23 protein-coding genes, 1 tRNA gene and 3 pseudogenes are annotated in these 24103 nt (G+C 69.0%); 17 read left to right on the forward strand and 10 right to left on the reverse strand.

Going from position 1 to position 24103, the window contains the following annotated elements:
* Positions 1–76 precede the first annotated feature (76 nt).
* Positions 77–538: a hypothetical protein gene (locus ACOQPP_RS11865; protein WP_420636583.1), complete on the reverse strand. Its 462-nt coding sequence runs from the start codon at positions 536–538 to the stop codon at positions 77–79.
* Positions 539–789: 251 nt separating this feature from the next.
* A pseudogene (locus ACOQPP_RS11870) lies at positions 790–1039 on the reverse strand (indolepyruvate ferredoxin oxidoreductase subunit alpha).
* A 431-nt stretch (positions 1040–1470) separates the two neighbouring features.
* Here ACOQPP_RS11870 and ACOQPP_RS11875 point away from each other — a divergent pair.
* The 7 genes and pseudogenes from ACOQPP_RS11875 to ACOQPP_RS11905 all read left to right on the forward strand — a co-directional run.
* Positions 1471–1608 (forward strand): annotated as a pseudogene (locus tag ACOQPP_RS11875) (lipoyl synthase); the annotation flags it as partial.
* A 94-nt stretch (positions 1609–1702) separates the two neighbouring features.
* Complete coding sequence (pdhA, locus tag ACOQPP_RS11880) at positions 1703–3304, forward strand: pyruvate dehydrogenase (acetyl-transferring) E1 component subunit alpha (protein WP_420636584.1); 1602 nt, start codon at positions 1703–1705, stop codon at positions 3302–3304.
* Positions 3304–4287 carry a pyruvate dehydrogenase complex E1 component subunit beta gene (locus tag ACOQPP_RS11885; protein WP_419164005.1) on the forward strand — a complete coding sequence of 328 codons (984 nt, stop codon included), beginning with the start codon at positions 3304–3306 and terminating at the stop codon, positions 4285–4287. The genes pdhA and ACOQPP_RS11885 overlap by 1 nt, the downstream gene beginning before the upstream one ends.
* Positions 4288–4303: 16 nt before the next feature.
* Positions 4304–5596, forward strand: a complete 1293-nt coding sequence (locus ACOQPP_RS11890; RefSeq protein WP_420636585.1) for a dihydrolipoamide acetyltransferase family protein — start codon at positions 4304–4306, stop codon at positions 5594–5596.
* 21 nt (positions 5597–5617) lie between these two features.
* Positions 5618–7027, forward strand: coding sequence for a dihydrolipoyl dehydrogenase (gene lpdA, locus ACOQPP_RS11895; protein WP_419164007.1), 1410 nt, complete (start codon positions 5618–5620; stop codon positions 7025–7027).
* 16 nt (positions 7028–7043) lie between these two features.
* Positions 7044–7838 carry a lipoyl(octanoyl) transferase LipB gene (lipB, locus tag ACOQPP_RS11900; RefSeq protein WP_419164882.1) on the forward strand — a complete coding sequence of 265 codons (795 nt, stop codon included), beginning with the start codon at positions 7044–7046 and terminating at the stop codon, positions 7836–7838.
* Between the two features lie 130 nt (positions 7839–7968).
* Entirely contained in the window at positions 7969–8136 is a 168-nt protein-coding gene (locus tag ACOQPP_RS11905; protein ID WP_419164009.1) for a hypothetical protein, read from the forward strand.
* Positions 8137–8140: 4 nt separating this feature from the next.
* Here the strand turns inward: ACOQPP_RS11905 and ACOQPP_RS11910 are convergent, their stop codons facing one another.
* The gene (locus tag ACOQPP_RS11910) at positions 8141–8593 is read right to left on the reverse strand and encodes a hypothetical protein (protein ID WP_420636586.1); all 453 of its coding nucleotides are present in this window, start codon (positions 8591–8593) and stop codon (positions 8141–8143) included.
* Complete coding sequence (locus ACOQPP_RS11915; RefSeq protein WP_419164881.1) at positions 8593–9105, reverse strand: hypothetical protein; 513 nt, start codon at positions 9103–9105, stop codon at positions 8593–8595. Before ACOQPP_RS11915 ends, ACOQPP_RS11910 begins: the two co-directional genes overlap by 1 nt.
* A 53-nt stretch (positions 9106–9158) precedes the next feature.
* Here ACOQPP_RS11915 and ACOQPP_RS11920 point away from each other — a divergent pair.
* Positions 9159–9231: transfer RNA gene (locus ACOQPP_RS11920), tRNA-Glu, on the forward strand.
* An 88-nt stretch (positions 9232–9319) separates the two neighbouring features.
* Here the strand turns inward: ACOQPP_RS11920 and ACOQPP_RS11925 are convergent.
* From ACOQPP_RS11925 to ACOQPP_RS11935, 3 genes are all read right to left on the reverse strand, one after another.
* Complete coding sequence (locus ACOQPP_RS11925; RefSeq protein WP_420636587.1) at positions 9320–10192, reverse strand: DUF547 domain-containing protein; 873 nt, start codon at positions 10190–10192, stop codon at positions 9320–9322.
* Positions 10193–10344: 152 nt separating this feature from the next.
* Entirely contained in the window at positions 10345–11406 is a 1062-nt protein-coding gene (locus ACOQPP_RS11930; protein WP_419164013.1) for a porin, read from the reverse strand.
* Complete coding sequence (locus ACOQPP_RS11935) at positions 11403–12140, reverse strand: CPBP family intramembrane glutamic endopeptidase (RefSeq protein WP_420636588.1); 738 nt, start codon at positions 12138–12140, stop codon at positions 11403–11405. Before ACOQPP_RS11935 ends, ACOQPP_RS11930 begins: the two co-directional genes overlap by 4 nt.
* A gap of 157 nt (positions 12141–12297) precedes the next feature.
* On the opposite strand from ACOQPP_RS11935, the gene ACOQPP_RS11940 reads away from it, so the two are divergent.
* Together ACOQPP_RS11940 and ACOQPP_RS11945 are read left to right on the forward strand one after the other, a co-directional pair.
* Complete coding sequence (locus ACOQPP_RS11940) at positions 12298–13191, forward strand: nitrilase-related carbon-nitrogen hydrolase (RefSeq protein WP_419164878.1); 894 nt, start codon at positions 12298–12300, stop codon at positions 13189–13191.
* The gene (locus ACOQPP_RS11945; RefSeq protein WP_419164877.1) at positions 13188–14066 is read left to right on the forward strand and encodes an NAD+ synthase; all 879 of its coding nucleotides are present in this window, start codon (positions 13188–13190) and stop codon (positions 14064–14066) included. The genes ACOQPP_RS11940 and ACOQPP_RS11945 overlap by 4 nt, the downstream gene beginning before the upstream one ends.
* A gap of 37 nt (positions 14067–14103) precedes the next feature.
* Here ACOQPP_RS11945 and ACOQPP_RS11950 read toward each other — a convergent pair whose 3' ends face one another.
* Positions 14104–14745, reverse strand: coding sequence for a hypothetical protein (locus ACOQPP_RS11950; protein ID WP_420636589.1), 642 nt, complete (start codon positions 14743–14745; stop codon positions 14104–14106).
* A gap of 16 nt (positions 14746–14761) precedes the next feature.
* A pseudogene (locus ACOQPP_RS11955) lies at positions 14762–15142 on the reverse strand (carboxypeptidase regulatory-like domain-containing protein); the annotation flags it as partial.
* Positions 15143–15339: 197 nt separating this feature from the next.
* Here ACOQPP_RS11955 and ACOQPP_RS11960 point away from each other — a divergent pair.
* The 7 genes from ACOQPP_RS11960 (at position 15340) to phoU (ending at position 21757) form a co-directional block, all read left to right on the forward strand.
* Entirely contained in the window at positions 15340–16068 is a 729-nt protein-coding gene (locus tag ACOQPP_RS11960; protein ID WP_419164875.1) for a response regulator, read from the forward strand.
* 82 nt (positions 16069–16150) lie between these two features.
* Entirely contained in the window at positions 16151–17521 is a 1371-nt protein-coding gene (locus tag ACOQPP_RS11965; protein ID WP_419164874.1) for a sensor histidine kinase, read from the forward strand.
* Positions 17508–18437 (forward strand): PstS family phosphate ABC transporter substrate-binding protein, encoded by a 930-nt coding sequence (locus ACOQPP_RS11970; protein WP_419164873.1) that lies wholly within the window; start codon positions 17508–17510, stop codon positions 18435–18437. The genes ACOQPP_RS11965 and ACOQPP_RS11970 overlap by 14 nt, the downstream gene beginning before the upstream one ends.
* A gap of 21 nt (positions 18438–18458) precedes the next feature.
* Positions 18459–19388, forward strand: coding sequence for a phosphate ABC transporter permease subunit PstC (gene pstC / locus ACOQPP_RS11975; protein ID WP_419164872.1), 930 nt, complete (start codon positions 18459–18461; stop codon positions 19386–19388).
* Positions 19385–20269, forward strand: a complete 885-nt coding sequence (pstA, locus tag ACOQPP_RS11980; RefSeq protein ID WP_419164871.1) for a phosphate ABC transporter permease PstA — start codon at positions 19385–19387, stop codon at positions 20267–20269. The genes pstC and pstA overlap by 4 nt, the downstream gene beginning before the upstream one ends.
* A gap of 7 nt (positions 20270–20276) precedes the next feature.
* Complete coding sequence (pstB, locus tag ACOQPP_RS11985) at positions 20277–21068, forward strand: phosphate ABC transporter ATP-binding protein PstB (RefSeq protein ID WP_419164870.1); 792 nt, start codon at positions 20277–20279, stop codon at positions 21066–21068.
* 20 nt (positions 21069–21088) lie between these two features.
* A complete protein-coding gene (phoU, locus tag ACOQPP_RS11990) occupies positions 21089–21757 on the forward strand; it encodes a phosphate signaling complex protein PhoU (RefSeq protein ID WP_419164869.1) in 669 nt (222 codons plus the stop codon).
* A 40-nt stretch (positions 21758–21797) separates the two neighbouring features.
* Here phoU and ppk1 read toward each other — a convergent pair whose 3' ends face one another.
* Positions 21798–24089, reverse strand: a complete 2292-nt coding sequence (gene ppk1 / locus ACOQPP_RS11995) for a polyphosphate kinase 1 (RefSeq protein ID WP_419164868.1) — start codon at positions 24087–24089, stop codon at positions 21798–21800.
* Positions 24090–24103 lie beyond the last annotated feature (14 nt).

Genomic DNA, 24103 nt, shown 5'->3' on the forward strand with positions numbered 1-24103 from the left:
CGGCAGGGCTGCCTTCCCAACTCATCCCGTGGGTGGCCGGGCGGGAGCGGAAACTCCTTCTCGCCCACCGGTCCCATCACGTCGAGGTAGAACGGGTACACCGCCCAGGGACCGAGCAGGCCGGGTTCATCGGCCGGTCGATAGCGGAGCACGACGTGCAGGTACGCTTCCTCGAACGACCGGTCCGGCAGCGGGGCGACATCGCGCTCACCAGCACCCGGGCGCCCGAGGCGACGGGGATCCCGAGCACGCTCGGCAGGCGCACGCTCTTCGTCTCGCGCCCGGCCGCGAGCACGCGCCGCGGGACGGACGAGAAGAGCTCGCGATTGTCGGGGTCGATGACGTTCACGTGATGGAGCAGGCGGTCCGGGAGCGGGTTGCCGTTGCGGTCCCGCATGTCCCACGAGAAGCCGTGCAGCCAGCCGGCCAGCGGCAGCTCCGCGAGCTGGACCTGAGGCCGCAGGTGCGGACCGGCGGCAGGGAGCGCGACCGGACCGATCACGATCTCCGCCTCGCGTCCCCCCTCCCGCAGTCGCACATCGATGAGAGGGTTCTCCCGCGGAAGCCGGGGAGGTCCGGCCTCGGGGGTCTCACCTCCCCCGTCTCCGGCGTGGCGGCATCATGCTCGTTGCGCCTGGGCTCCGTGCCCGTGGACCTGAGCCAGCTGCGGCCGGGGAGAGAGCAGGCATGAGACCAGGGCCGGGAGCGCGGCCGCGGCGAACCCGGTTTTGGATCCCTTCATGCGGCTCCGTCAGAGTCCGGCCCCGGGATCGGTGCTGCACACCGGCCTCATCCGGGGAAGGGAACGTCGAAGTGGGCGAAGTTCTTCTCGGTGAATGCGTCGTACTGCTCCGGCACCTCGTCGTCCGGGAAGATCGCTTCGACCGGACATTCGGGGACGCAGGCTCCGCAGTCGATGCACTCTTCGGGGTGGATGTAGATACTGGTCCTCACCCTCGTAGATGCAGTCGACGGGGCACACATCGACGCACGACGCGTCCTTCGTGGTGATGCACGGTTCAGTAATGATGTAGGTCATGCGCGGGAAGATACCCGGGGGGTGTGGGGTGAGCAATCCGGCCGCGACAGGGGGGGCGGATGGGCCTTCGGCGGGTTGGTCCACCGCGCGAGAGCCGGTATCTTTTGAGGTTCCGTGCGTGAGACGCTCCGCGGACGTGTGAGCGACGTGTAATCGGCCTGAAGCGCCCGTCTGTGCGGGCGTGGGAATCGAAGAGCGAGAGGGCGGCAGCTTGAAGCCACTCGAGGTCATACAGGGAGGGAGCGAGGACGGCCGGATCGCCTGGCCTTCGCGGAAGCCGCGATGGCTCAAGGTGCGGGCGCCCGGAGGGCCCAACTATCATGCGCCTCAAGGAGCTGATGCGCGGTCTGGAACTCAGCTCCGTCTGCGAGGAAGCACACTGCCCCAACATCGGGGAATGTTGGGAAGCGGGCACCGCCACGTTCCTCATCATGGGCGACGTATGCACCCGCAACTGCCCCTACTGCGCGATCGCCCACGGCCGTCCGGAAGGGCTGGACGAGGATGAGCCACGGCGGGTCGCGGAGGCCATCGAGCGGCTGCAGCTCAACCACTGCGTCATCACATCCGTCGACCGGGACGATCTGCCGGACGGGGGCGCCTGGATTTTTGGGGAAATGATCCGGGAGATCCGTCTTCGGCGGCCGCGAGTGCTCGATCGAGGTGCTGACGCCGGATTTCCGGGGCAACCCGGAGGCGATCCGTACGGTGATCGATGCCGGGCCGGAGATCTTCAACCACAACATGGAGACGGTGCGCCGACTGCACCGCGTCGCGCAGGCCAGGGCGGCCGCTATGACCGTTCTGCTCGAACGGTGCTGCGGACGGGTCGGCGAGCTGGACGACCAGGTGCTCATCAAGACCGGCATCATGCTGGGGCTGGGCGAGACCGGCGCGGATATCGACGAGTTCATGGGAGATGCGCTGGAGGCGGGCGTACAGATCCTGACGCTGGGTCAGTACCTTCGGCCGTCGCCGGACCATCTCCCGATTCGACCGCTACGTGACGCCGGAGGAATTCGTGCGCTGGAAGGAGATCGGCGAGTCGCGCGGCTTCCTTCACGTCGAGAGCGGACCGCTCGTCCGCTCCAGCTACCACGCCCGCGAACAGGTGCTCGAACTGCGGCAGCGGGTCGCGGCGCTGGCGGCGGCCGGATGAGCCCCGCGTCGAGTTCCGGCCCGTCCGTGGCCGCGGTATCGGACGGGACAGGCGCCGGGCCGCGACAGGACCTCGAAGCCTTTCTCGGGCTCTCGCGGGAAGAGTGCGTCGAACTCCTGCGGCAGATGATCGTTGCGCGGCGCTTCGAGGAGAAGGCGGCGGAGGTCTACCAGACCGGGAAGATCGGCGGCTTCTGTCATCTCTACACGGGACAGGAAGCCGTCGCCGTGGGGGCGATCTCGCCACTGCGCCCGGACGACTACATGATCACGGCCTATCGCGAACACGCCCAGGCGATCGTCCGCGGAATTACGCCGAACGCGGTCATGGCCGAGCTCTACGGGCGCGCGGACGGGTGCTCCAGGGGCCTGGGCGGCTCGATGCACATGTTCGACGCCTCGCTCAACTTCATGGGCGGACACGGCATCGTCGGCAGCCATTTGCCGCTCGCGATCGGGGCCGGCTACGCCATCCGCTACCGCGGAGGAGACCAGGTGTGTCTCTGTTTCTTCGGCGATTCCGTCGTCAACATCGGGGCCTTTCACGAGTCGGTGAACATGGCCGCGCGCTGGAAGCTCCCCGTCATCTTCCTCCTCGAGAACAACCAGTACGGGATGGGCACCGACTTCCGGCGCGTGACGGCGGTGAAGGAACTCAAGGACCGCGGGCGGGGATACGCCGGACTCACCACCCTCGCCGTGGACGGCATGGACTTGCTCGCGATGCGACGGGCGGTGGAGGAAGCGATCGAACGAGCACGGGAGGAGAAGACGCCGAGCTTCATCGAGGCCCGCTGCTTCCGGTACATGGGCCACTCGATGGCGGACCCGACCCACGGCACGTACCGGACGCGCGAGGAAGTGGAGAAGTGGCGGTCGGACGATCCCATCCTCTCCTTTTCGCGCCGGCTGATCGAGGCGGACAGGCTCACGGAGGAGGAGTACGAGACGCTGGACCGCGAGGCGATCGAGGTCGCGGAGGAGGCCGCGGGGTTCGCGGACCGGAGCCCCTTCCCCGATCCCGAGGCGACCTATCGCTACGTGTACTCGGACGGGTATCCGGACGACGTGCGGCGGCGCGACGCGTGGCGGAAGGAGCTCCGCTGATGGCCATCCGCACCTACCGCGAAGCGCTGAACGAAGCCCTCCGCGAGGAGATGGCGCGCGACGACTCGATCTTCATCATCGGCGAGGAGGTGGGCGAGTACGACGGCGCCTACAAGGTCACCAGGGGCCTGCTCGACGAGTTCGGGGAATGGCGCGTGCGCGACGCGCCGATCGCGGAGCTGGGGTTCGCGGGACTCGGCGTGGGCGCGGCGATGGCCGGCCTTCGCCCGGTGGTCGAGTTCATGACATGGAACTTCGCCCTCCTGGCGGTGGACGAGGTCGTGAACTCGGCGGCGAAGACGTACCAGATGTCGGGTGGGCAGTACAACGTGCCCATCGTCTTCCGGGGGCCGGGCGGCGCCGCGCTGCAGCTCGGGGCGCAGCATTCACAGTCGCCCGAACCCTGGTACAGCTACGTGCCGGGGCTGAAGGTGGTCGCACCCGCCACGGCGCGGGACGCGAAGGGGCTCCTCAAGAGCGCGATCCGCGATAACGATCCGGTCGTCTTCATCGAGAGCGAGATGATGTACAACCTCGTGCGGGACGAGGTGCCGGAAGAGGAATACCTGACCCCGATCGGGAAGGCGGAGGTGAAGCGAGAGGGGTCCGACGTGACCATCGTGTGCCATTCGAAGATGGTGCATCAGTCGCTGGCGGCGGCGCTGGCGCTGGAGAAGGAGGACATCGACGCCGAGGTGCTCGATCTGCGCACGGTCCGCCCGCTCGATGTGGACGCGATCGTGGCCTCGGTGAAGAAGACGAACCGGGCCGTGGTGGCGGAGGAGGGGTGGCCGATGTGCAACATCGGCGCGCAGGTCGTGGACGACATTCAGCGCGAGGCGTTCGATTCGCTCGACGCTCCGATCGCGCGCGTGAACGGGCTGGACGTCCCGATGCCGTACGCGAAGAACCTCGAGAAGCTGGTGATTCCCAACGCGGAGCATGTGGCGGAAGCGGTGCGCCACGTGTGTTACGCGAGCTAGCAGCCCAGGGGCCCCGATGGCGACGAAGGTCGTGATGGCGCAGCTGAGCCCGACGATGGAGGAGGGCAAGCTCATCGAGTGGAAGGTCGCCGAGGGCGACACCGTCTCGCAGGGCGACATCGTCGCGGAGATCGAGACCGACAAGGCGAACATGGACGTCGAGGCGCTCGGGGGCGGCGTGCTGCGGAAGATCGTCGTGCGGGCGGGCGCCACGGTGCCCGTCGGCGCGCTGATCGGCGTGATCGCGGCGCCGGACGAGTCGATCGACGCGCTGCTGGCCGAGGCGGCGGCCGCGCGGACGGCCGAAGCCGCGCCGCCCGAGCCAGCCGTAGCCGAGGAGCCGGTCGGGGCGACGGAAGCCCGGACGGCCTACGAGCCCGACGGGGCGGGCGCGGGCGCGGCAACGCGCGCGGCCGGGGGCCGCATCAAGGCCTCGCCCGTGGCGCGTCGCATGGCCGCGGAGGGCGGGATCGCCCTGGCCGGCCTGACCGGCTCCGGCCCGGGCGGCCGCATCGTCAAGGCCGACGTCGAGGCCGCGCTGGCCTCCCGCACCGCCGCCGCACCGCCCCGCGGGCCGACGCCGGTCCTCCCGCCGCTCACCCCACCGCCGCCGCCCCTCCCGCACCTCGAGGATCGGGTCGAGGAGCCGAGCCAGATGCGCAAGGCGATCGCGCGCCGCCTCGCCCGGTCGATCGGCCCCGTGCCCCACTTCTTCCTCACGACCGAGGTCGACATGGGACGGGCGCTGGAACTGCGCGCGGACCTCAACGCCCGCTTCGCCGAGGGCAGGATCGGGGTCAACGACCTCCTCCTGAAGGCGACCGCGGAGGCGCTCAACCGTCATCCGGCGGTGAACGCCTCCTGGGAGGAGAACGCGATCCGTCATCACGGAGCCGTGCACCTCGGGATCGCGGTCGCCATCGACGGCGGCCTCATCACCCCGGTCCTGCGGGATGCGGGCCGCAAGGGGCTGCGGCGGATCTCGACCGAGGCGCGGGACCTCATCGCGAGGGCGGGCGGGCGGAAGCTCGCCCCTGAGGAATACCAGGGCGGCACGTTCTCGGTCAGCAACCTCGGCATGTTCGAGATCGACCAGTTCACGGCGATCATCAACCCGCCGGAAGCCGCCATCCTCGCCATCGGGCAAACGATCGAGAAGCCGGTCGTCGCGGATGGCGAGGTCGTCGTGCGCAAGCGCATGCGCGTCACGATGTCGTGCGATCATCGCGTCATCGACGGGGCCACGGGCGCGGCGTTCCTCGGCACCTTCAAGGCGATGCTCGAAAACCCCCTCGAAATGCTGCTCTAGCGGCTCCAGTCAGGGAATAGAATGTCGGAGACCTACGACGTTGTCGTGATCGGGGCCGGTCCGGCGGGCTACGTGTCCGCGATCCGGGCCGCCCAGCTCGGACTCAGGACCGCCTGCGTCGAGAGCGGCTCGTACGAGGGCGGGCTCGGCGGCACCTGCCTCAACTGGGGCTGCATCCCCGCCAAGGCCTTGCTCGAGAGCGCGGCGCTCGCGCACAACCTCCAGCACCGCGGCGCCCGCATGGGCGTGAAGCCCATCCAGGTGGAATACGACTTCCCGGCGGCCGTGAAGCGGAGCCGCATCATCACGCGGAAGCTCACCGCCGGCGTGAAGTACCTGCTCGGAAAGAACAAGGTCGACATCGTGGAGGGCCGCGGGCGGCTGGCGGGGCCCGGCCGGGTCGCCGTGGATTCGGACAGCGGCGACCGGGAACTCGCGACCCGGAACGTCATCCTCGCGACGGGTTCCGTGATGAAGACTTTCCCCGGCTTCGAACTCGACGGCGAGAGGGTGATCGGGAGCCGCGAAGCGCTCGGACTCAAGGAGTTGCCGGGGCGGATGGCCATCGTCGGGGCCGGCTTCGTGGGGGTCGAATTCGCCGACGTGTTCAACGCCTTCGGGGTCGAAGTCACGCTCATCGAGGCGCTCGACACGCTGGTCCCGCTCGAGGACCCGGAGATCGGCAAGACGCTCGAGCGCTCGTTCCGGAAGCGGGGCATCCGCAACCTCGTGAACACGCGGGTGAAGCAACTGGACCGCGACGCGAGCCCGATGGTGCTTACGGTCGTGAACCCGGACGGCAGCGAGACCGCCGGGGAGACCGACCTCGTCCTGATGGCCGTGGGACGGCGGCCCGTGACGGACCACCTCGGTCTCGAGGAGAACGGGGTCGCGCTCGAGGACGGCTTCATCGGGATCGACGAATGGTGCCGGACGAGCGCGGAGGGGGTCTACGCGATCGGTGACGTCGCGGGGCAGCCCATGCTCGCGCACGTCGGATCGCACGAGGGCATCATCGCCGCCGAGCACATCGCGGGCGTGGCCAAACACCCCGTGACGTACGGCAACATCCCCTCCGTCGGGTACTGCCACCCCGAAGTGGCCTCGATCGGCATGTCCCGGGCGCAGGCGGAGGAGGCGGGGCACGAGGTGGTGACGGGCAAATATCCGCTCGGGGCGCACGGGCGCGCGCTCACCGCCGAATCCGCCGACGGCTTCGTGAAGATCGTGGCGGACGCGAAGTACGGCGAGGTGCTGGGCGTCCACATGATCGGGCACAACGTGAGCGAACTCGTGGCGGAGGTGGGCATGGCGCGCGAACTCGAGGCCACCCTGGACGAGATCGTCTCGCACGCGCACGCGCACCCCAGCATGGCGGAGGCCGTGATGGAGGCCGCCTTCGCCGCCCTGGGCCGCGCGATCCACATGTAGGCAGCCGGAGAATCCGGTGGAAAGTCCTGTGAGCGGGGGGCGCGAACTGCGGGTGGTCGACCTCGGCCGCCGCGAATACCGGGAAGTCCTCGAGTTGCAGCGCGCCGTCGCGCGCTGGCGGCGCGCCACTCCGCCGGACCACGACCTCCTGCTCCTCGTCGAGCATTTCCCCGTGATCACGCTCGGGCGGGGGTCGGAGCCCGGCCACCTCCCGGCGGACGCGGCGTGGCTGAAGAACCGCGGCCTCGACGTGGTCGAGATCGAGCGGGGCGGCGACGTGACCTATCACGGCCCCGGCCAGTTGGTGGGCTACCCGATCCTCGACCTCCGCGCACACCGAATGGACCTGCACTGGTATCTGCGGCGCATCGAGGAGGTGCTGCTGCGCGTGCTCGCGGAGTGCGGGCTGCCCGGCTTCCGGGTCGAGTCCTACACGGGGGTGTGGACGGGCACCGCGCCCGCCGGAGCCGTGGTCATGGTCGAGGATGACGGCTTCGGCACGGTCGTCTCGGGGCACGCCGACCCTCTCCTCCGCGAGGGTGCGATCCGCAAGGTGGCCTCGATCGGGGTGCACGCGAGCCGCTGGATCACCTGGCACGGGTTCGCGCTCAACGTCACGCCCGAGCCGCTCGAGAACTTCCGCGGGATCGTGGCGTGCGGCATCCGCGGGGTCGAGATGACGAGCCTCGCGTCGGAGGGCGCCCCCCTCACGCTCGAGGAGGCGGGCGAGGCGGTCGCACGCGCCTTCCCGGTCGCGTTCCCGGGCCTCACGTCTCTACGGGCGCCGGAAGTCGCCCTCCGCGCCCGCTAGCGACCCTTTCGGTGGATGACGGACGGATTGCCCGAGCCGCGCTTCCACCCGACTTTGTGGCCCGTCCGTCGTCGGCGGAGGCCACCCGGCCGCCTGCCATGAAACCGTCATACGGGATGATGAAATCGAGATGATGATTCTGGGGATCCTGCTGATCTGCACCGTGGTCGTGGCGCTGATGTTCGGCCACCTCGCGAAGATGCCCTTCAAGGAGCGCGTCCTGCAGACCGCGGCCATGCTCGCCGCGGCGTTCGTCTTCTACGGCCTCGTGGTGCTGGTCGAGTCCGCCGCCCACTAGACTTCTACCCGGCCTTTCGCTTCCCGAGGTGGTGTCCGATCTCGCGAAACGCGAAGACCAGAACCAGGACGAAGGCGGCTAGCGCGGCGAGGAAGCCGACCGCCACGGAGGGCACCAACGGCAGGAGGGCGAGCGCACCCCCGGACCCGTGAAGCACCTCGTCAAACACATCGATGACGTTGCGGGTGACGAAGCTGGCGGCCCAGAACGCCCAGGGGACAAACCACAGGCGCCACCACGCGCGGGACGGTTCAGGCGCCCCCGTTCGCCCGAGCAGCCAACGGCCCCAGCCCGCCCACGCCAACGCCCCAATCCCGAGGGCTGCACAGGCAAACACGGCCGCCAGCAGGGTCCACACGAGACCCTCGCCGCCCTCCTCCCAAGCCGCAACAGCGGACAGGGCGACCAGCGTCAGCGCAACGAGCGCAGTCAGGACGATTTCCGTGCGTCCACTCATTAGCTTGCTCCTTCAGCGAAGGCTGGATCCACAAGCCTGGCTGCCGTCGGGTCTGAGTCCTCGGGGCCGTGGACGATCTTCGAGCCCTGCCAGGCGGCGACGCCGATCATGCACGTAGCGAATACCCCCACGAGCAGCACGAAATGCCGCAGCCGGCGGTCGTCGCGCTCGTGGAGGGCGAAGGCGGCGAGGGCGCCGGCCGTAAAGGCCGGCACGGCGGCCCAGGTGGCCCAGAAACGGTGCGTCTGCACGATCCCGGGGCTCACGAAGGTGCGCTCGGTCACGACATCCGCCGCGGCGAGGCCGGTCAGGTAGGCCGGGGCCACGAACGCGCCGGCGATGACGAGCGCCACGAGGCCCCAGAATTCGAGCGGCTCGCGGTCGCGCACCCACCCATACAGCCCGACCAGCGCCCCACTCGCCGTGAGGACGATGGGGAAGGAGTGGGAGACGAGATGGAAGTGTTCCCAGCTCATGGCGCCCGACCCGAGGTCCCGCCCGCCGTTCGACACCTGATCATCTTGACACGCCCTCCACGGCGACTAGAATACCGCTTCCCAACTCCGCCCCCTTCGTCTAGTGGCCAAGGATACCTGGTTCTCAGCCAGGAGACAGGGGTTCGATTCCCCTAGGGGGTATGAAGTAGGGGGTATGAAGCGCCGCAGCGGGTCCGGATCGGACCCCATGCCTACGAATCCGACATCCTCAACGGAGCGTCTTCGCAGGTCACGGAGTGCGCGGCGCGTTCAGATTCCAGTCGTACTCGTGGTCGAGCGCGCCGTCGAAGTCCCGTAGCTGCTCCGCCAGGTCGCCCTCGGCGTACTTCCGCAGATGCTCCAGCACGCCGGCATCGGAGTTCCCGAAGTCCTCGTGGTACCAGTAGTAGATGCTGGAGACGACGCCGAACGCTTCGTCCAGGAGTTCCGCGCCCCGGGGATGATTCACGTAGTCTCGCGCCCCCTGATCCAGCAGCCGCTCCAGGTTCTCGGCGGTGTAGGCCTCCGGGGCCAGATTCGGACAGCTGATGCTGGCGCAGTTCACGCCGTAGTGGATCCGGTTGTCCTGCCAGATGCGGCGCAGAATGTCGTGCTCGATGTTGTCCAGCGTAAGCGGCTGCCCGGCCACCATCGCGTGGACGTCACCCCACGGCCCCGTGTTGGGAATCAGACCTTCGTGGATGTCCTTGATGGATTCGACGGGATACTCGTCCAGGACCACGCGCAGGGTCACGGCGTTGTAGAGATTGATCCAGTACGCCATCTGCACGTCCCTCGCGTACTGTCGCGGGTCCAGCCCCCGCAGGTAGTCGATGTAGCCGGCGAGACGTTGCTGGTCGGCGGGGTTCGCCTTGAGCCTGGAGTAGTCGACGAGATTGACGCCGGACGGGTCGTCGGTGATCAGGTAGGCGTCGAGCAGCGCCTGCCAGTCGCTGTGGTCGAGCCGCTCGGCATTGCTCGGGTCGTGGTCGGCCCAGGACTCGTCAATGGACGGCGCGGCACACGACACGCCTCCCAGCCCCAGCAGGCCGAGCAGCCCCCATGGGCCGAGCCGAACCGGGTCGAAGGCGCGTCTGCTCCGTGCCTGCGTCGAACGCGTCATCGCTGAAGAACAGCCTTTCTGTTTCCTTGGCTCCGGCGACTCCCGCACCGTGCTTCCCACCTTCGACCGGCCGAAGCGGCGCCGCAAGGCGTCTACCCGCCTTCGGCCCACTCCGGCGGGCGGCCGTCCGTGTTCCGGCGCGCGTGCGCCGGTCAGAAAGCGACCTGTGCGAGGAAGCTGAACCGCCCGTCCGCCAGCGTGGCCGCGTCGGGCGAGCCCCCGAGCGCGGTCGCGTACTGGAGCCCGAACCTCGCGTAGTATCCCGGATACACGTTCATTCCGAACACCATGAACTCCCGGTCGGCACCGAGGGCAGGCTGGAAGGCGTCGTAGCGCACGACGCCTTCGAGGGCTCCCCAGGCCCGATAGCCGAGTTGCACGTAGCCGCCGTACGCCTCGGTGTCCGCCGCGCCCTCTCCCAGACCGGGCGCGAGTTCGTAGTCGGCCCGAAGGTATTCCCCCGTCAGCCCCCACCCCCGATAGGTGGCCTGGAAGTCCGCGCTCCAGAACACGCGCTCCCCCGCGAAGTCAGAGGTGATCCGGGGCGCGTCGGACGGGTCTCCGGTAACGATGCCCCGCCCGAGGGGCGCCGCGGTATCGGAGGAGTAGCCGAGCGAGGCACCCGCCTGCACGACGAAATCATCGTAGAAGGAGATCGTGCCGATCGAGTTGAACTGGACCCGGCTCGTGAACATGTAGTCGTCGTCGTCGTTCACGACGGCGCGGCCGTTCCCGTTGAAGATGCCCGCCCCGTAGGTCAGGCGGCCGTCGAACGCGCTCCCGGCGCCCTGCAGGCCGACCTGCCGGCCGGGGCCGATCGCCGTCGAAGCCTGCGAACGGTCGAGGAAGGTGAGTTCGGCGCGGTGCTGGGTCGCCTCGAAGCCGAACGAGGGACGGAGCAGGCCGAGGCTCAGTTCGAATTCGGGCATCAGGGGCAGCGTCGCGATCGCGTCGTGGATCTCGAACGCGTCGTCTTCCGGGTCGTAGCGAGTCTGAAAATAGTAGTCGAAGACGATCCCGATCTTCCCGCTGACCTTGAGCCGGGCCTCCCAGAGACGGAAACCGTCCGGTCCATCCGTCGAGTCCGCGTGCGTGAGCACGCCGACGCGCAGCAGGCCGCCGATGTCGACCGGGGGCGCCTCCTGTGCCGCCGCGCCCACCGGAAGTGCGCAACCCAACGCCACCAGCGTTCCTGTCCAAAGTCTCCCTATCATCGCCGCTCCTCGTCATTTCCCGGGTTGTCGTCGATATCGACGGGATCGAACTCCGCGTGGAGATACTGCCAGCCGCCCAGCCCGAGCGCCGCATTGATCCAGAAATGCCCGACGATGGCCGGAAACAGGCTCCCCGTCCAGATGACGGTCGCGGCGAGCACCATGCCGAGGGTCGTCGCCCGGAGGACGCCGGCCAGCCGCTGGTATCCGTGGCCGAGACCGAAGGACACGGACACGACCGCGGCCGCCAGCCAGGCGTTCCCCGTCCACGCCGTGATCGCCCACAGGCCGAATCCCCGATAGGCGTACTCCTCACACGCCGCGGCGATCCCCGAGAGCATGAGGAAGCCCCGCTTCTCGGCGGCGGTCCGCGGCATGAGCAGGGTCACCGCCGCCGTCTCCCGCAGGCCGGCCAGGCGCGCGACCGCCGTGATCAACCACACGAGCGCCAGACCGAGGACCGCGACCGCGAGTCCCCGGAGCGCGGCCGCGCCCGGGTCGTCGACCGTCCAGCCGAGCGCCGACGCCGGGACGTCCTGCCACGCCGCGACGCCGAGGGTCAGCAGGGCCAGGATGACGAGCGAAGCGCCCACCGACACGTAGAGCAGACGGCGATGCTTCGCCGCTTCGGCGAGGTTGGCGCCCCGCCGGGCGTCGAGCGCGGCCAGGGCGGGCATGCCGATCAGGAGCAGGAGGGCGTACGCCGCCGCGATCGGACTCAGGGTCTCGGGCATGCCGAGGGATACGGGCAGGAGCCGCGGGAGGCAACACGCGCCCCCGCCCCGGCGCCGTTGACACCGCCCCGAGGTTCGGGGACGTTCCCCGCGACGGCGGCGGGGGCGGTCGGCGCCTCCACCCGCACTCGAACTCGATGAACCACCGCGGGGACGGATGGCACTCGACATCGCGATCGCGCAGTCCAGGCCGGTGAAGGGGGATCTCGACGCGACACTCGATGGTTGCGCCGGGATGATCGAGCGCGCCCTGAGCCTGGACCCGCGGCCCCGCCTCGTCGTGTTCCCCGAGACGGCGCTCAGCGGGTACTTCCTCGAGGGCGGCGTCCGCGAGCACGCGCTGCCGGCCCCGGACCTCCTCGCGAGAATCAACGCTCGCGTCGGCGAGGAAGCGGCCGGCCTCGACATCGCGATCGGCTTCTTCGAACTGGACGCGGGGTGCATCTACAACGCGGCCATGTATGCGACTCTCGGCCCCGGGGGCGGGATCCGGCACGTCCACCGGAAGGTGTTCCTGCCGACGTACGGAGTGTTCCAGGAGGAACGGTTCGTGGAGGCAGGCCCCGGTGTCGAGGCGTTCGACGGGCCGCTGGGCCGCACCGCCCTGTTGATCTGCGAGGATGGGTTTCATTCGATCTCCGGGACGCTCGCCGCCCTCGATGGGGCCGCGATGATCCTCATCCTTAGCGCCTCGCCCGCCCGCGGAGTCGCGCCCGGGGCCGGCGTGCCCGCCAACCTCGTGCGCTGGGACACACTGGCGAGCGGCATCGCGGCGGAGCACGGGGTGTTCGTCATCGTGTCGCAGCTCGTCGGCTTCGAGGGCGGCAAAGGGTTCCCGGGCGGCTCCGCGGCCTACGACCCTCGCGGACACCGGCTGGTCGCGGGGCCGCTGTGGGAAGAGGCGCTGATCCCGGTGCGGATCGATTTCACAGAGATGGCGCGGGCGCGCACCGAGGAGCCGTTGTTCGCGGACCTCGAACGGTCCTGGACCCGCCTCCTCGTCAACAGTCCGGGCGCGGGCGTCCGCCGGCCCGCCGCCGACGCCGAATGAGCGAGGGGTGGCCATCGGCCGCCGTCCCCGAGGCCCTCGCGCCGGACCCCGCCGACTCGCGGGCACTCGACATCGACGTCGACCTCGTGCGCGGCTGGCTGGTCGAGTTCCTGCGCCACGAGATCGAGCGCCGCCGCGGCTTTCGCCGGGTCGTCATCGGGTTGTCGGGGGGCGTGGATTCCGCCCTCACGGCGGCGCTGTGCGCGGAAGCGCTCGGCCCGGAGGCGGTACTCGCCCTCCTCCTCCCCTACCGCACCTCGAGCCCCCGCAGCCGCGAGGATGCGCTCCTCGTGGCCCGGAAGTTCGGGATCCCCACGCACACGGTCGAAATCACGAAGGCGGTCGACGGATACCTCGAGGATTTCGAGCCCGAGGCGGGGAGCCACCGGCGGGGGAACGTCGCGGCGCGCCAGCGAATGATCGTCCTCTTCGACCAGGCCTTCAAACTCTCCGCCCTCCCGGTCGGCACCGGGAACAAGTCGGAGCGGCTCCTCGGCTACTACACGTGGCATGCGGACGATTCTCCTCCGGTGAATCCGCTCGGGGACCTGTTCAAGGGCCAGGTGTGGGCGCTCGCGCGGGCGGTGGGGGTACCCGCCGAGGTCGTGGACAAGCCGGCCACGGCCGACCTCATCCGGGGACAGACGGATGAACAGGATCTGGGGATCACCTACCCCGAGGCGGACCTCATCCTGCACCACCTGATCTCGGGACGCGGTCCAGCGGAGTTGGTCGAGGCGGGATTCGAGCGGGAGAAGGTGGAGATCGTGGCGGGACGACTCGCGGGCACGCACTGGAAGCGCCACCTGCCCACGGTCGCCATGCTCTCCCCGACGGCGATCGGCGAGTGGTATCTGCGGCCCGTGGACTACTGACCTCGCGTGCCGCCGGGATGGATCCGGCCGCGGCAGCTCAGGGTTCGTAGTAGCGGAAGACCTTCAGCTCGCCGTCCCAGTCGAGGACGTCCTCGAAGAGTTGCTGCGGCGGAAGCAGTTCGCCGTCGCGCCGGAGGGTGACCCAGCAGTCGGTGTGCACGATGAAGCTCTCGAACGCCTCCACGGGTCCGCGGCACTCCGCGTCGACGAAGCTCAGCCTCCGGTCCTCGTACACGCCGAACAGGTCGGAGAGGGCGGCGCGGTTGCGCGTCCGGATGTTCTTCCACGCGAGGTCCACCGGGTAGTTCACGTCCAGGGTGGAAGCCGGGAGTTCGGGCCACACCATCTCGTTGTGGTCGACCTCGGTGAGACGGACGGACGCGAGTCCGAGTGTGTCCGCCGCGGCCAGCCCGGCGAGGACCGTGGTCGCCAGTTCCGCCAGGGAAGCGGCGGATCCGGGCAGTCTCTGTCCTCCGCCAGACGAAGCATCCACGCAGGATCCGGAAAGGATCGGCAGCAGACAGCCCTGGTCCGACGTGGTCCAGCCTTCGATCCACTGCGGCATGCCCGGCGCGAAGGCGCCGATGTAGTCGACCGCCTCGAAGAAGCCGTCGCCCGCCGGCGGCTCGGCGTAGCCGTCCGTCAGCGGTGAACCGGCGGCCGGACGGAAGTCGGGCATTCCCGGTGTAGCCGATGAGCCGCGCCACGACGTCGTACGTGCCCGGCGGCAGTGACTCCATCGTCCAGCGGCCGTCGACATCGCTCAGGGTGCCGGTGTTGAGCGCCGCGATCGAGATCTGCGCCAGGCTCAGGGGCCGGGCCGTATCCGCGTCCACGATCCGGCCGGAAACGCGGCCGACCTCCCCGGCCGCCTGGGCGGAGACCGACATCGCGGACGCCAGGAGAAGGAGCGGGGGGAGCGCGACCAGGCCCGGGCCCGGCCGGAACCGCCGCCCCCCCGGGAAGGCCTGTTGTCCTGAAAGGGTCATGGGATTCGATCCTCCGGAGGATACCGATAACGCCAGGACCTGCTGCCGGCGGGAAGAATAGGCGTGACCCGTAACGGCTCCGGACATGTACCGTCACGGGTCCGTCACGAGTCCGGGATGCGATGGTCACGGAGGACGGCGAGATGGCGGCGACGCCCCTCGGCACAGTGGGAGATCCGCGGAGGGGTCGCATTCACGAGATGGTTACAAGTGTGTTACGATACTGCCCGCAGGCGTGACTCAGGATTCCCGGGGACCGGGTCCGTGCGGAGCGGACGATTCCTTTGAAAGCGAGAGTTCTGAAGCCGATGGTGACGATGCCGGACGCACAGATCCTCGTCGTGGACGACGAACCGGATATCCTCAGCGTCCTCGTGTACCACCTGAGCCGCGAAGGATACCGCGTGACCACGGCGGTGAACGGGCAGGGCGCGTTGACGACGGCCCAGGCGGAGCACCCCGACCTCATCATCCTCGATCTCATGCTCCCGGGGATGGATGGATACGAGGTCCTGCAGCGTCTCCGTAAGGCCGATCGTACGGAATCGATTCCGGTGATCCTGCTCACGGCCCGGAGAGAAGAGGAGGAGCGCGTCAAGGGGTTCGAGGTCGGCGCCGACGATTACATCACGAAGCCGTTCAGCGCGCGCGAACTCACGCTGCGGGTCGAGGCGCTGTTACGGCGCTCGAAGGCGGAACCGGTGTCCACGTCGCGGAGGATCTCGGTGGGGCCGGTCGAACTCGACCGCGAGGCGCATCGGGCTTTCTCGGAGGGTTTCGAGGTCGATCTCACGCCGCTCGAGTACCGGCTGCTCGAAGTCCTGCTCGAGCGCCGGGGCCGCGTGCAGAGTCGCCGGCAGTTGCTCCAGGCCGTGTGGGACACCAACGCGGCGATCGAGACGCGAACCGTCGACATGCACGTCGCTCGCCTGCGGACCAAGCTGCGCGGCGCCGCCGACCTGATCGAGACGGTTCGCGGGATCGGCTACCGGTTCCGGGCCCTCGACAAGTAGCCCGAGCCAGGTAGCGGGGGGTCGGCCGCCGTCTCCGGACGCGGGTGCCGCCCGCTGAACTCGTGTGATCGGTGGACGGAAGGTGAGACTCACAAATCGCTTCTTCCTCGTCGCCGCCGCCGTGCTCGTGGTGGCGTACGTCGCGGCGACGTTGCTGCTCCGGCTCGACGTGGCCGACTTCGCGCTCGAATTCTCCGTGCTGGGGGTCATGCTCCTTCTGTTGTGGCCGGCCTCCTGGCTCGTGGCGCGGAGGATCGAAGCGGAGCTTGGACGGGCGCGCGCGGCGGTGGACCGCATCGCCGCGCGCGGCCCGACTCCGTCCATCGATCCGCCGATCGGGCACATCGGGTCAGGCCCGGTCGGCCCCCTGGACCGGGCGATCGATCGCATGGCGGAGCGGGTGCGGGACCGCGTCTCTACGTCGGAACGCGAGTCGAGCGACCTGCGCGTCCTCTTCGATGGGCTCGAGGACGGCCTCGCCCTCATCGATGCCGATGGACTCGTCAGCCTCTGTAACCCGGCCTTCGCAAGGTGGGCGGGGCGTGACGTCTCGCCGGGCCTTCGCATCGGCACGCTCTTCCGGACCCCCCGAATCGCCGAGGCGGTGAGCGCGGCGCAGCGGGGGGAGCCAACCGCCGCCGAGGTCGAACTCGGCGAGCATACGGTGCTCATGTCGGCCCGGTCCCACCGCTCGGGGGCGCTCATCGCACTCCGCGATCGCACGGTCATGCGCCGGCTCGAGGGGGTGCGACGCGACTTCGTCGCCAACGTGTCACACGAACTCAAGACCCCGCTGACGAGCGTCGTCGGATTCGCGGAGGCGCTCGCGGAGGGAGGGCTCGGCCCCGAGCCTTCCCGCGATTTCGCCGAACGCATCCTCGCCAACGCCACCCGCATGCGGCACCTGGTGGAGGATCTCCTCGACCTCTCCCTCCTCGAATCGGGGAGCTGGAGTCCCGAACCCGAGCCGGTCTCGGTGGGGGCGGCGGCCTCCGAGGTGTGGGAGACGCTGTCTCCGGAGGTGCGGCCGCCCGGGGCGGAACTGCGCGTGCTCGGGACGCGCGAACCGGCCCGGGTGGACCCGGCCGCGATCCGCCAGGTCCTCCGCAATCTCCTCGACAACGCGGTGCGCTACAGCGATGATGACCCGGTGATCACGGTACGGATCCAGCCGAACGAGCGCTTCCAGCGCATCGAAGTCACGGACCGCGGACCGGGAATCCCCGCGGTGCACGTCGAGCGCGTGTTCGAGCGCTTCTACAGGATCGACCCGGCGCGCTCGCGGGCGCGCGGCGGGACCGGACTCGGACTCGCCATCGTGAAGCACTTCGTGGAGGCGCACGGCGGCGCGGTGGGGATCGAGAGCGCGCTCGGCCGCGGGACGACGATCTGGTTCACCCTGCCGGTCGCGACGCCGTTCCGCGGCGAGGAGACGGCCGGTGTCCCGGCCTGAGCGCGCGGCCGCGGTAGTGGGAGCCGCGATGCTCGTGGCGCTTTCGTCCCCGGCTTGTCGGGGAGGCGGGGACGGAGACGGCCTGTCCGGCCTCATCGAACTCGACGGATCCAGCACCGTGTTCTCCATCAGCCAGGCGATGGCCGAGGAGTTCCAGATCGCGCACGGTCGCGCGGTGCGGGTCTCGGTCGGGGTCTCCGGCACGGGCGGTGGATTCCAGCGGTTCTGCAACGGCGAGACGGAGATCAGCAACGCGTCGCGGCGAATCAACGCGAGCGAGGCGGCGGCCTGCGCGCGGGAGGGCATCACGCCGCTCGAACTGCAGATCGCATGGGATGGCCTCACGGTCGTCGTGCATCCGACGAACGACTGGGTCGGCTGCATGACGGTGGAAGAACTCCGGCGCGTGTGGGCCCCGGGGTCCGGGCTCGCGCGCTGGAGCCAGATCCGCCCCGATTGGCCGGACCACGAACTGAAGCTCTACGGACCCGACACGGACTCGGGCACCTTCGACTACTTCACCGCAGCCGTCATGGGTGAGGAGGGGGCGAGCCGCAACGACTATACGGCCAGCGCGGACGACCACGTCCTGGTTTCGGGCGTGAGCGGCGATCCGGGGGCACTCGGATACTTCGGCTACGTGTATTTCGAGGAGAACCAGGAACAGCTGCGGGCGCTCGACGTCGATGGAGGCGCCGGTTGCGTCGCACCGTCCCGGCGAACGATCGTGGACGGTACCTATACGCCGCTGGCTCGTCCCATGTACATCTACATCCGTCGTGACGCACTCGAACGGCCGGAGGTCAGGGCCTTCGTCGGCTTCTACATCGACAGCGCGGCCGCCCTGATACCGGAAACGGGACACATCCCGCTTGCCCCGGAGGCCTATGCCGAAGTGCGAGCCCGGATCGACTAGCGGCACGCGGCGCGACGCCCGATGAGCCCCGCGACGGGCCCGGCGTCGAACGCGCAGCTCGCCCCCCGCCGGCACCAGGCGCGCAGGGAGCGGGTGGTCGGCGCGCTGCTGTTCGCGTGCGGCGCCCTCTCCAGCCTGACGACCGTGGGGATCGTCGTCGTGCTCATCACCCAGTCGCTGGGCTTCTTCGCCGAAGTCTCTCCGCTGGAATTCCTGTTCGGGACGCGGTGGTCGCCCGACCTGGTGCCGAGATCGTTCGGCATCCTCCCGCTCGTGAACGGGACGCTGCTCATCGCGGGCGGTGCGTCGCTCATCGCGCTTCCCGTCGGGCTCGCCACGGCCATCTACCTGAGCGAGTACGCGTCCCGGCGGACGAGGCGCATCGTCAAGCCCGCGCTCGAAATCCTCGCCGGGATTCCGACCGTGGTCTACGGCTACTTCGCCATCGTCTTCGTGACCCCCATCCTCCGCGCCCTCTTCCCCGCCATCGGGGTCTTCAACGCGGGGAGCGCCGCCATCGTGGTCGGGATCATGATCCTCCCCATGGTGTCATCGCTGTCCGAGGACGCGCTGAGCGCGGTTCCCCGTTCGCTGCGCGAGGCCGCATACGGGCTCGGGGCCACCCGGTTCGAGGTTTCGACGCGGATCGTGGTGCCGGCCGGGCTCTCGGGCATCGTCGCGAGCTTCATCCTCGCGATCTCCCGCGCGATCGCGGAAACGATGGTCGTGACGATGGCCGCGGGCGCCACGCCGAGGATGACGCTGGATCTGCTCCAGAGCGTCCAGACCATGACGGCCTACATCGTCCAGGTGAGCCTCGGCGACGCGCCCTCGGGGACGATCGAATACCGGACCCTGTTCGCGGTGGCGCTCCTGCTCTTCCTCATCACCCTGGGTCTCAACCTGCTGAGCCAGCGGGTGACCGCCCGCTTCGCGGCGAGCTACCGTTGAGTTCGATCGCACCCCGAGGGGGACGGTTCGAGCCGCGCCTCGAAGCCCGGAGACGGACCGGGGCCCGGTTCAGGTGGTTGTGTCGGGTCGCGGTGGCGTTCGGGGTCGCGTCGCTCGTCCTCGTCCTCGTCGACGTCGTCTCCGACGGCCTCGCGGTACTCTCGCCGGAGTTCGTGGCCAGCTATCCCTCGCGCTTCCCGGAGCGCGCCGGGATCCGTTCCGCCATCCTCGGGAGCGCGTGGATGCTCGCGCTCGTCGCCGTGCTGACCTTCCCGCTCGGGGTCGGCGCAGCCCTCTATCTCGAGGAATACGCGCCGCGGAACCGGTTCACGCGCTTTCTGCAACTGAACATCGCGAACCTGGCCGGCGTGCCCTCCATCGTGTACGGGATCCTCGGCCTGGCGCTGTTCGTGCGCTTCCTCGCGCTGGAGCGGAGCATCCTGGCCGGCGCCGCCACGTTGTCGCTGCTCGTCCTCCCCCTGGTCATCATCGCGGCGCAGGAGGCGATCCGCGCCGTCCCGGACTCGTTCCGCGCGGCCTCCTACGCGCTGGGCGCCACGCGCTGGCAGACGATCCGGCATCATGTGCTGCCCGCCGCGATGCCGGGGATCCTTACCGGGACGATCCTCGGGTTGTCGCGGGCAGGGGGCGAGACGGCCCCGCTCATCATGGTCGGGGCCCTGACGTTCATCGCGTTCGATCCAATCTCGCCCATGGACCCCTTCACGGTCCTCCCGATCCAGATCTTCAACTGGACGACGGATCCGCGCGAGGCGTTCCATGCGCTCGCTGCCGCGGCCATAGTGGTACTGTTGAGCGTCCTGCTGCTGATGAACGCGGCCGCGATCGTGATTCGAAACCGATACGAGAGAGATTCCTGAGTCCGTGATGGAGCGACCTTCACCCGAACGCGAGCCGCTGGCGGTACCGTCGGGGGCGGTGCTCGAAACCATCGGGCTCGGCGTCCGCTACGGGGAGACGCAGGCGATTCGCGACATCTCGCTCCGGATCCCCGAGAAGCGGGTGGTATCCTTCATCGGACCGTCAGGTTGCGGGAAGAGCACGCTGCTGCGCTGCTTCAATCGCATGACCGACCTCGTGCCGACGGCTCACGTTTCCGGCCGCGTCCTGTTCCGGGACCGGGACCTCTATGCCCCGGGCGTCGATCCCGCCGCCGTTCGGCGTTCGATCGGCATGGTGTTCCAGGAGCCGAACCCGTTCCCCAAATCCATCTTCGAGAACATCGCGTTCGGCCTGCGCATCAACGGCTTCCAGGACGACATGGCCGACCGGGTGGAGCAGTCGCTGCGCGCCGCCGCGCTGTGGGACGAGGTGAGTCACCGTCTGGATGCGGACGCCCTCTCGCTCTCCGGGGGACAGCGGCAGCGGCTGTGCATCGCGAGGGCTCTGGCGGTGGAGCCGGAGATCCTCCTCATGGACGAGCCGGCGAGGGCGCTCGACCCGATCGCGACCGGGCGCATCGAAGACCTTATCGGGGATCTGCGGCGGGACTACACGATCGTCATCGTGACCCATAATATGCAGCAGGCCGCGCGCATCAGCGACTACACGGCCTTTCTCTACATCGGCGAACTAGTCGAGTACAAGGAGACCCAGCGCTTGTTCACCAACCCCGAAGACGAACGGACCGAGGCCTACATCACCGGCCGGCTCGGGTAGCGGGCCGGGGCGGGAGCGGAATGTCCTTCAGGCAGTTCGACGACCGGCTGGACGAGGTCACGCGCGGTCTGCACCAGATGGCGCACGACACCGAACAGCTGGTGCGGCGGGCGGTGGCGCTGGTCGGGCGGCCCACCGTCGACCCGGAGCCGATCCGGGAAGCCGACGACGCCATCGACCGCGCCGAGGTGGAAGTCGAGGAGTCGACCGTCGAGATCCTCGCGCTGCATCACCCGGTCGCGCGCGACCTCCGCGTCCTCGTCACGGTACTCAAGATCAACAACGACCTCGAGCGGATCGGCGACCACGCCGTGAACATCGCGGAGGCGGCGGCGCGGCTCGCCACGGCCGAGAAGAAGGTCCCGATTCCGCCCGAACTCGACGACATGAGCCGCATGGCGCGGGAGATGCTGCGGGACGCGCTCGACGCGTTCGCGCACCGCAACGCGGACGACGCCCGCTCCGTGATCGCGCGCGACGATCGGCTGGACCAGCTCCAGGACTCCCTGTTCCGGGTGATGATCACGCACATGCCGGACTACAATCTCTCGGCATGCCTGCAGGTCATCCTCATCGGCCGGAACCTGGAGCGAATCGGGGACCTCGCGACGAACATCGGCGAGGACGTGGTCTACATGGTCCAGGGCATCACGATCCGGCATCAGGAAGGCGGGGCGGACCGGCCATAGCCAGCCGCCCCTCACCAGCCCCGGATGGTTCGGGGGCCGGCTACTGCTTGCCGTCCACCTTGCGGCGGCGCTTCCGGACCGCCCGCAACATCCGGTCGTGGTAGTCGACGCGCCGTTGCCGCGGCCCGGGTTCGAGCAGCACGTACTCCCCACTCGGCAGCAGTTCCCAGGCCCGCTGGTTGTCGCGGAGCGCGATCCGCAGCGTCTTGCGCAGGCGTTTCGTGATCCGCCTGTCGCGCACGGGCAGCAACACTTCCACGCGGTCGTCGAGATTCCGGCGGCGCCAGTCGGCGCTCCCGATCCACACCTCCGGCGTTCCGTCGTTCTCCCACCAGAAGATGCGGTCGTGCTCCAGGAAGCGGCCGACGATGCTCCGCACGCGGATGTTCTCGCTGAAGCCGGAGATTCCGGGGCGCAGCCGGCACTGGCCGCGGACGATGAGATCGATCTCCACGCCGGCGCGCGAGGCGGCGTAGAGCGCGCGGATCAGCTTCGGATCGTCGAGCCCGTTCATCTTCATGATCATTCGGCCCGGCCGGCCGGCCTCGACATGGGCAATCTCCCGCTCGATCCGATCCATGATGGCCGGTCGGAGATATTTGGGCGCGACGATGAGTTCCTCGTACCGCTGCTGCGGGGCGTACCCCGTGAGGTAGTGGAAGAGGTTGATCGCGTCGCGCCCGATTTCGCGCTGGGCGGTGAGGATGCCGATGTCCGCGTAGATCTGGGCGGTCTCGGAGTTGTAGTTGCCGGTGCCGATGTGGCAGTACGTCCGGATCTCGTCCCCCTCCTCCCGCACGACGAGCGCCACCTTGGCGTGGGTCTTGAGCCCCACGAGGCCGTACGTGACGTTGACGCCGGCCTCCTCGAGGACGGAGGCCCACTCCATGTTGTCGGCCTCGTCGAAGCGGGCCGTCACCTCCACGAGCACGGCCACCGCCTTGCCGGCCTCGGCCGCCTTCACGAGCGCCTCGATGATCCGCGACTGCTCCGCCGTCCGGTACAGCGTCTGCTTGATCGCCACCACGTCCGGATCCGAGGCGGCCTCCTCGATGAACCGCTGCACCGTGGCCGTGAACGACTCGTACGGGTGGTGAACCATGAGATCGCCCGCGCGAATCACGGTGAAGATGTCGGGGCCGTCCTCGGTCTCGCGCTCGCGGATCAGGCGTGGCGGAATCATCGGCTCCCACGGCTCGTAGCGGTGCTGCCACGGACCCTCGGCTGCGATCCGCCAGAAACCCGACATCTCGAGCAGGCCCGGAATCTCGTACAGGTCTTCTTCGTCCAGTTCGAGCTGGCGCACGAGGAAGGCCCGGACGTCGTCGGGCATCTCCGGCTCGACCTCGAGACGGACGACGCGGGCGAACCTCCTCTCGCGCAGTTCTTCCGAGATCATCTTCAGCAGGTCGTCCGCCACCTCCTCATCGCGCGCCACATCCGCGTTGCGTGTCACGCGGAAGAGCGACGCGCTCTCGATCTTCATTCCCCGGAAGAGATCTCCCGCGAAACTGCGGATGACCTCGTTGACGGGAACGAGATGGTTGGTCTCGGGCAGCTCGATCCAGCGCACGGACGGCGGGATCTTCACCCGGGCGAAGTGACGCGTTCGACGTTCCGGGTGCTCGAGCATGAGGGCGAGCGAGAGGCTCATGTTCGACAGGAAGGGGAACGGGTGACCCGGATCGACCGCCAGTGGCGTCAGGATGGGGTAGATCCGATCCATGAAGACGCGCCGTACATGCTCGCGCTCCGCGTCGTTCAGGTGGTCGAAATCCCGCACGACGATCCCGAGTTCCTCGGCGAGCCGCGGTCGGAGGTCCTCTTCCCACGCCGCCGCCAGGCGTATGCGCATCGTGCGGACGCCCTCGCGCACGAGATCCAGTTGCTCGGCCGGGTCCAGGCCGTCGAGCGACGGCTTGACGACACCGGCGCCGAGCACACGCTTGAGTCCGCCGACCCGCTTCATGACGAATTCGTCGAGATTGTTCTCGGCGATGGCGAGGAACCGGAGGCGCTCCAGGAGCGGCGTCCGATCGTCCATGGCCTGATAGAGCACCCGCCAGTTGAAGTCGAGCCAGCTCAACTCGGGGTTGAAATAGAGCGATGGATGTCGCGGCGTGGCATCGGCGGGGACCGAGACCTGGGCGGTCGCGCGCGGGAGCACCGGTTCTCCCCGGACGCGATGGCCGAACCGCGGCCCGATGGACGGGATTTCGGGCCGGGCCTCTTCGGACGACGACGAGGGAGAACGCACGCCGTCGTCGTCGGATCCCCGTCCCACGCGGAGCGCGCGCGTGCGCCGCGTCGCCCCGTTCGACTCCGATGCCATGTGGCTCTCCGCCG

The sequence above is a fragment of the Candidatus Palauibacter sp. genome (assembly GCF_965222475.1).
Classification (GTDB): Bacteria; Gemmatimonadota; Gemmatimonadetes; order Palauibacterales; family Palauibacteraceae; genus Palauibacter.

Coding starts and splice junctions, on each gene's coding strand:
- ppk1 (WP_419164868.1), bottom strand. CDS start 24,089: ATGGCATCGGAGTCGAACGGGGCGACGCGGCGCACGCGCGCGCTCCGC.
- ACOQPP_RS11885 (WP_419164005.1), top strand. CDS start 3,304: ATGGCCATCCGCACCTACCGCGAAGCGCTGAACGAAGCCCTCCGCGAG.
- pstC (WP_419164872.1), top strand. CDS start 18,459: ATGAGCCCCGCGACGGGCCCGGCGTCGAACGCGCAGCTCGCCCCCCGC.
- ACOQPP_RS11930 (WP_419164013.1), bottom strand. CDS start 11,406: ATGATAGGGAGACTTTGGACAGGAACGCTGGTGGCGTTGGGTTGCGCA.
- pstB (WP_419164870.1), top strand. CDS start 20,277: ATGGAGCGACCTTCACCCGAACGCGAGCCGCTGGCGGTACCGTCGGGG.
- ACOQPP_RS11935 (WP_420636588.1), bottom strand. CDS start 12,140: ATGCCCGAGACCCTGAGTCCGATCGCGGCGGCGTACGCCCTCCTGCTC.
- ACOQPP_RS11940 (WP_419164878.1), top strand. CDS start 12,298: ATGGCACTCGACATCGCGATCGCGCAGTCCAGGCCGGTGAAGGGGGAT.
- lpdA (WP_419164007.1), top strand. CDS start 5,618: ATGTCGGAGACCTACGACGTTGTCGTGATCGGGGCCGGTCCGGCGGGC.
- ACOQPP_RS11950 (WP_420636589.1), bottom strand. CDS start 14,745: ATGCCCGACTTCCGTCCGGCCGCCGGTTCACCGCTGACGGACGGCTAC.
- ACOQPP_RS11910 (WP_420636586.1), bottom strand. CDS start 8,593: ATGAGTGGACGCACGGAAATCGTCCTGACTGCGCTCGTTGCGCTGACG.
- ACOQPP_RS11905 (WP_419164009.1), top strand. CDS start 7,969: ATGATGATTCTGGGGATCCTGCTGATCTGCACCGTGGTCGTGGCGCTG.
- phoU (WP_419164869.1), top strand. CDS start 21,089: ATGTCCTTCAGGCAGTTCGACGACCGGCTGGACGAGGTCACGCGCGGT.
- ACOQPP_RS11945 (WP_419164877.1), top strand. CDS start 13,188: ATGAGCGAGGGGTGGCCATCGGCCGCCGTCCCCGAGGCCCTCGCGCCG.
- ACOQPP_RS11890 (WP_420636585.1), top strand. CDS start 4,304: ATGGCGACGAAGGTCGTGATGGCGCAGCTGAGCCCGACGATGGAGGAG.
- ACOQPP_RS11925 (WP_420636587.1), bottom strand. CDS start 10,192: ATGACGCGTTCGACGCAGGCACGGAGCAGACGCGCCTTCGACCCGGTT.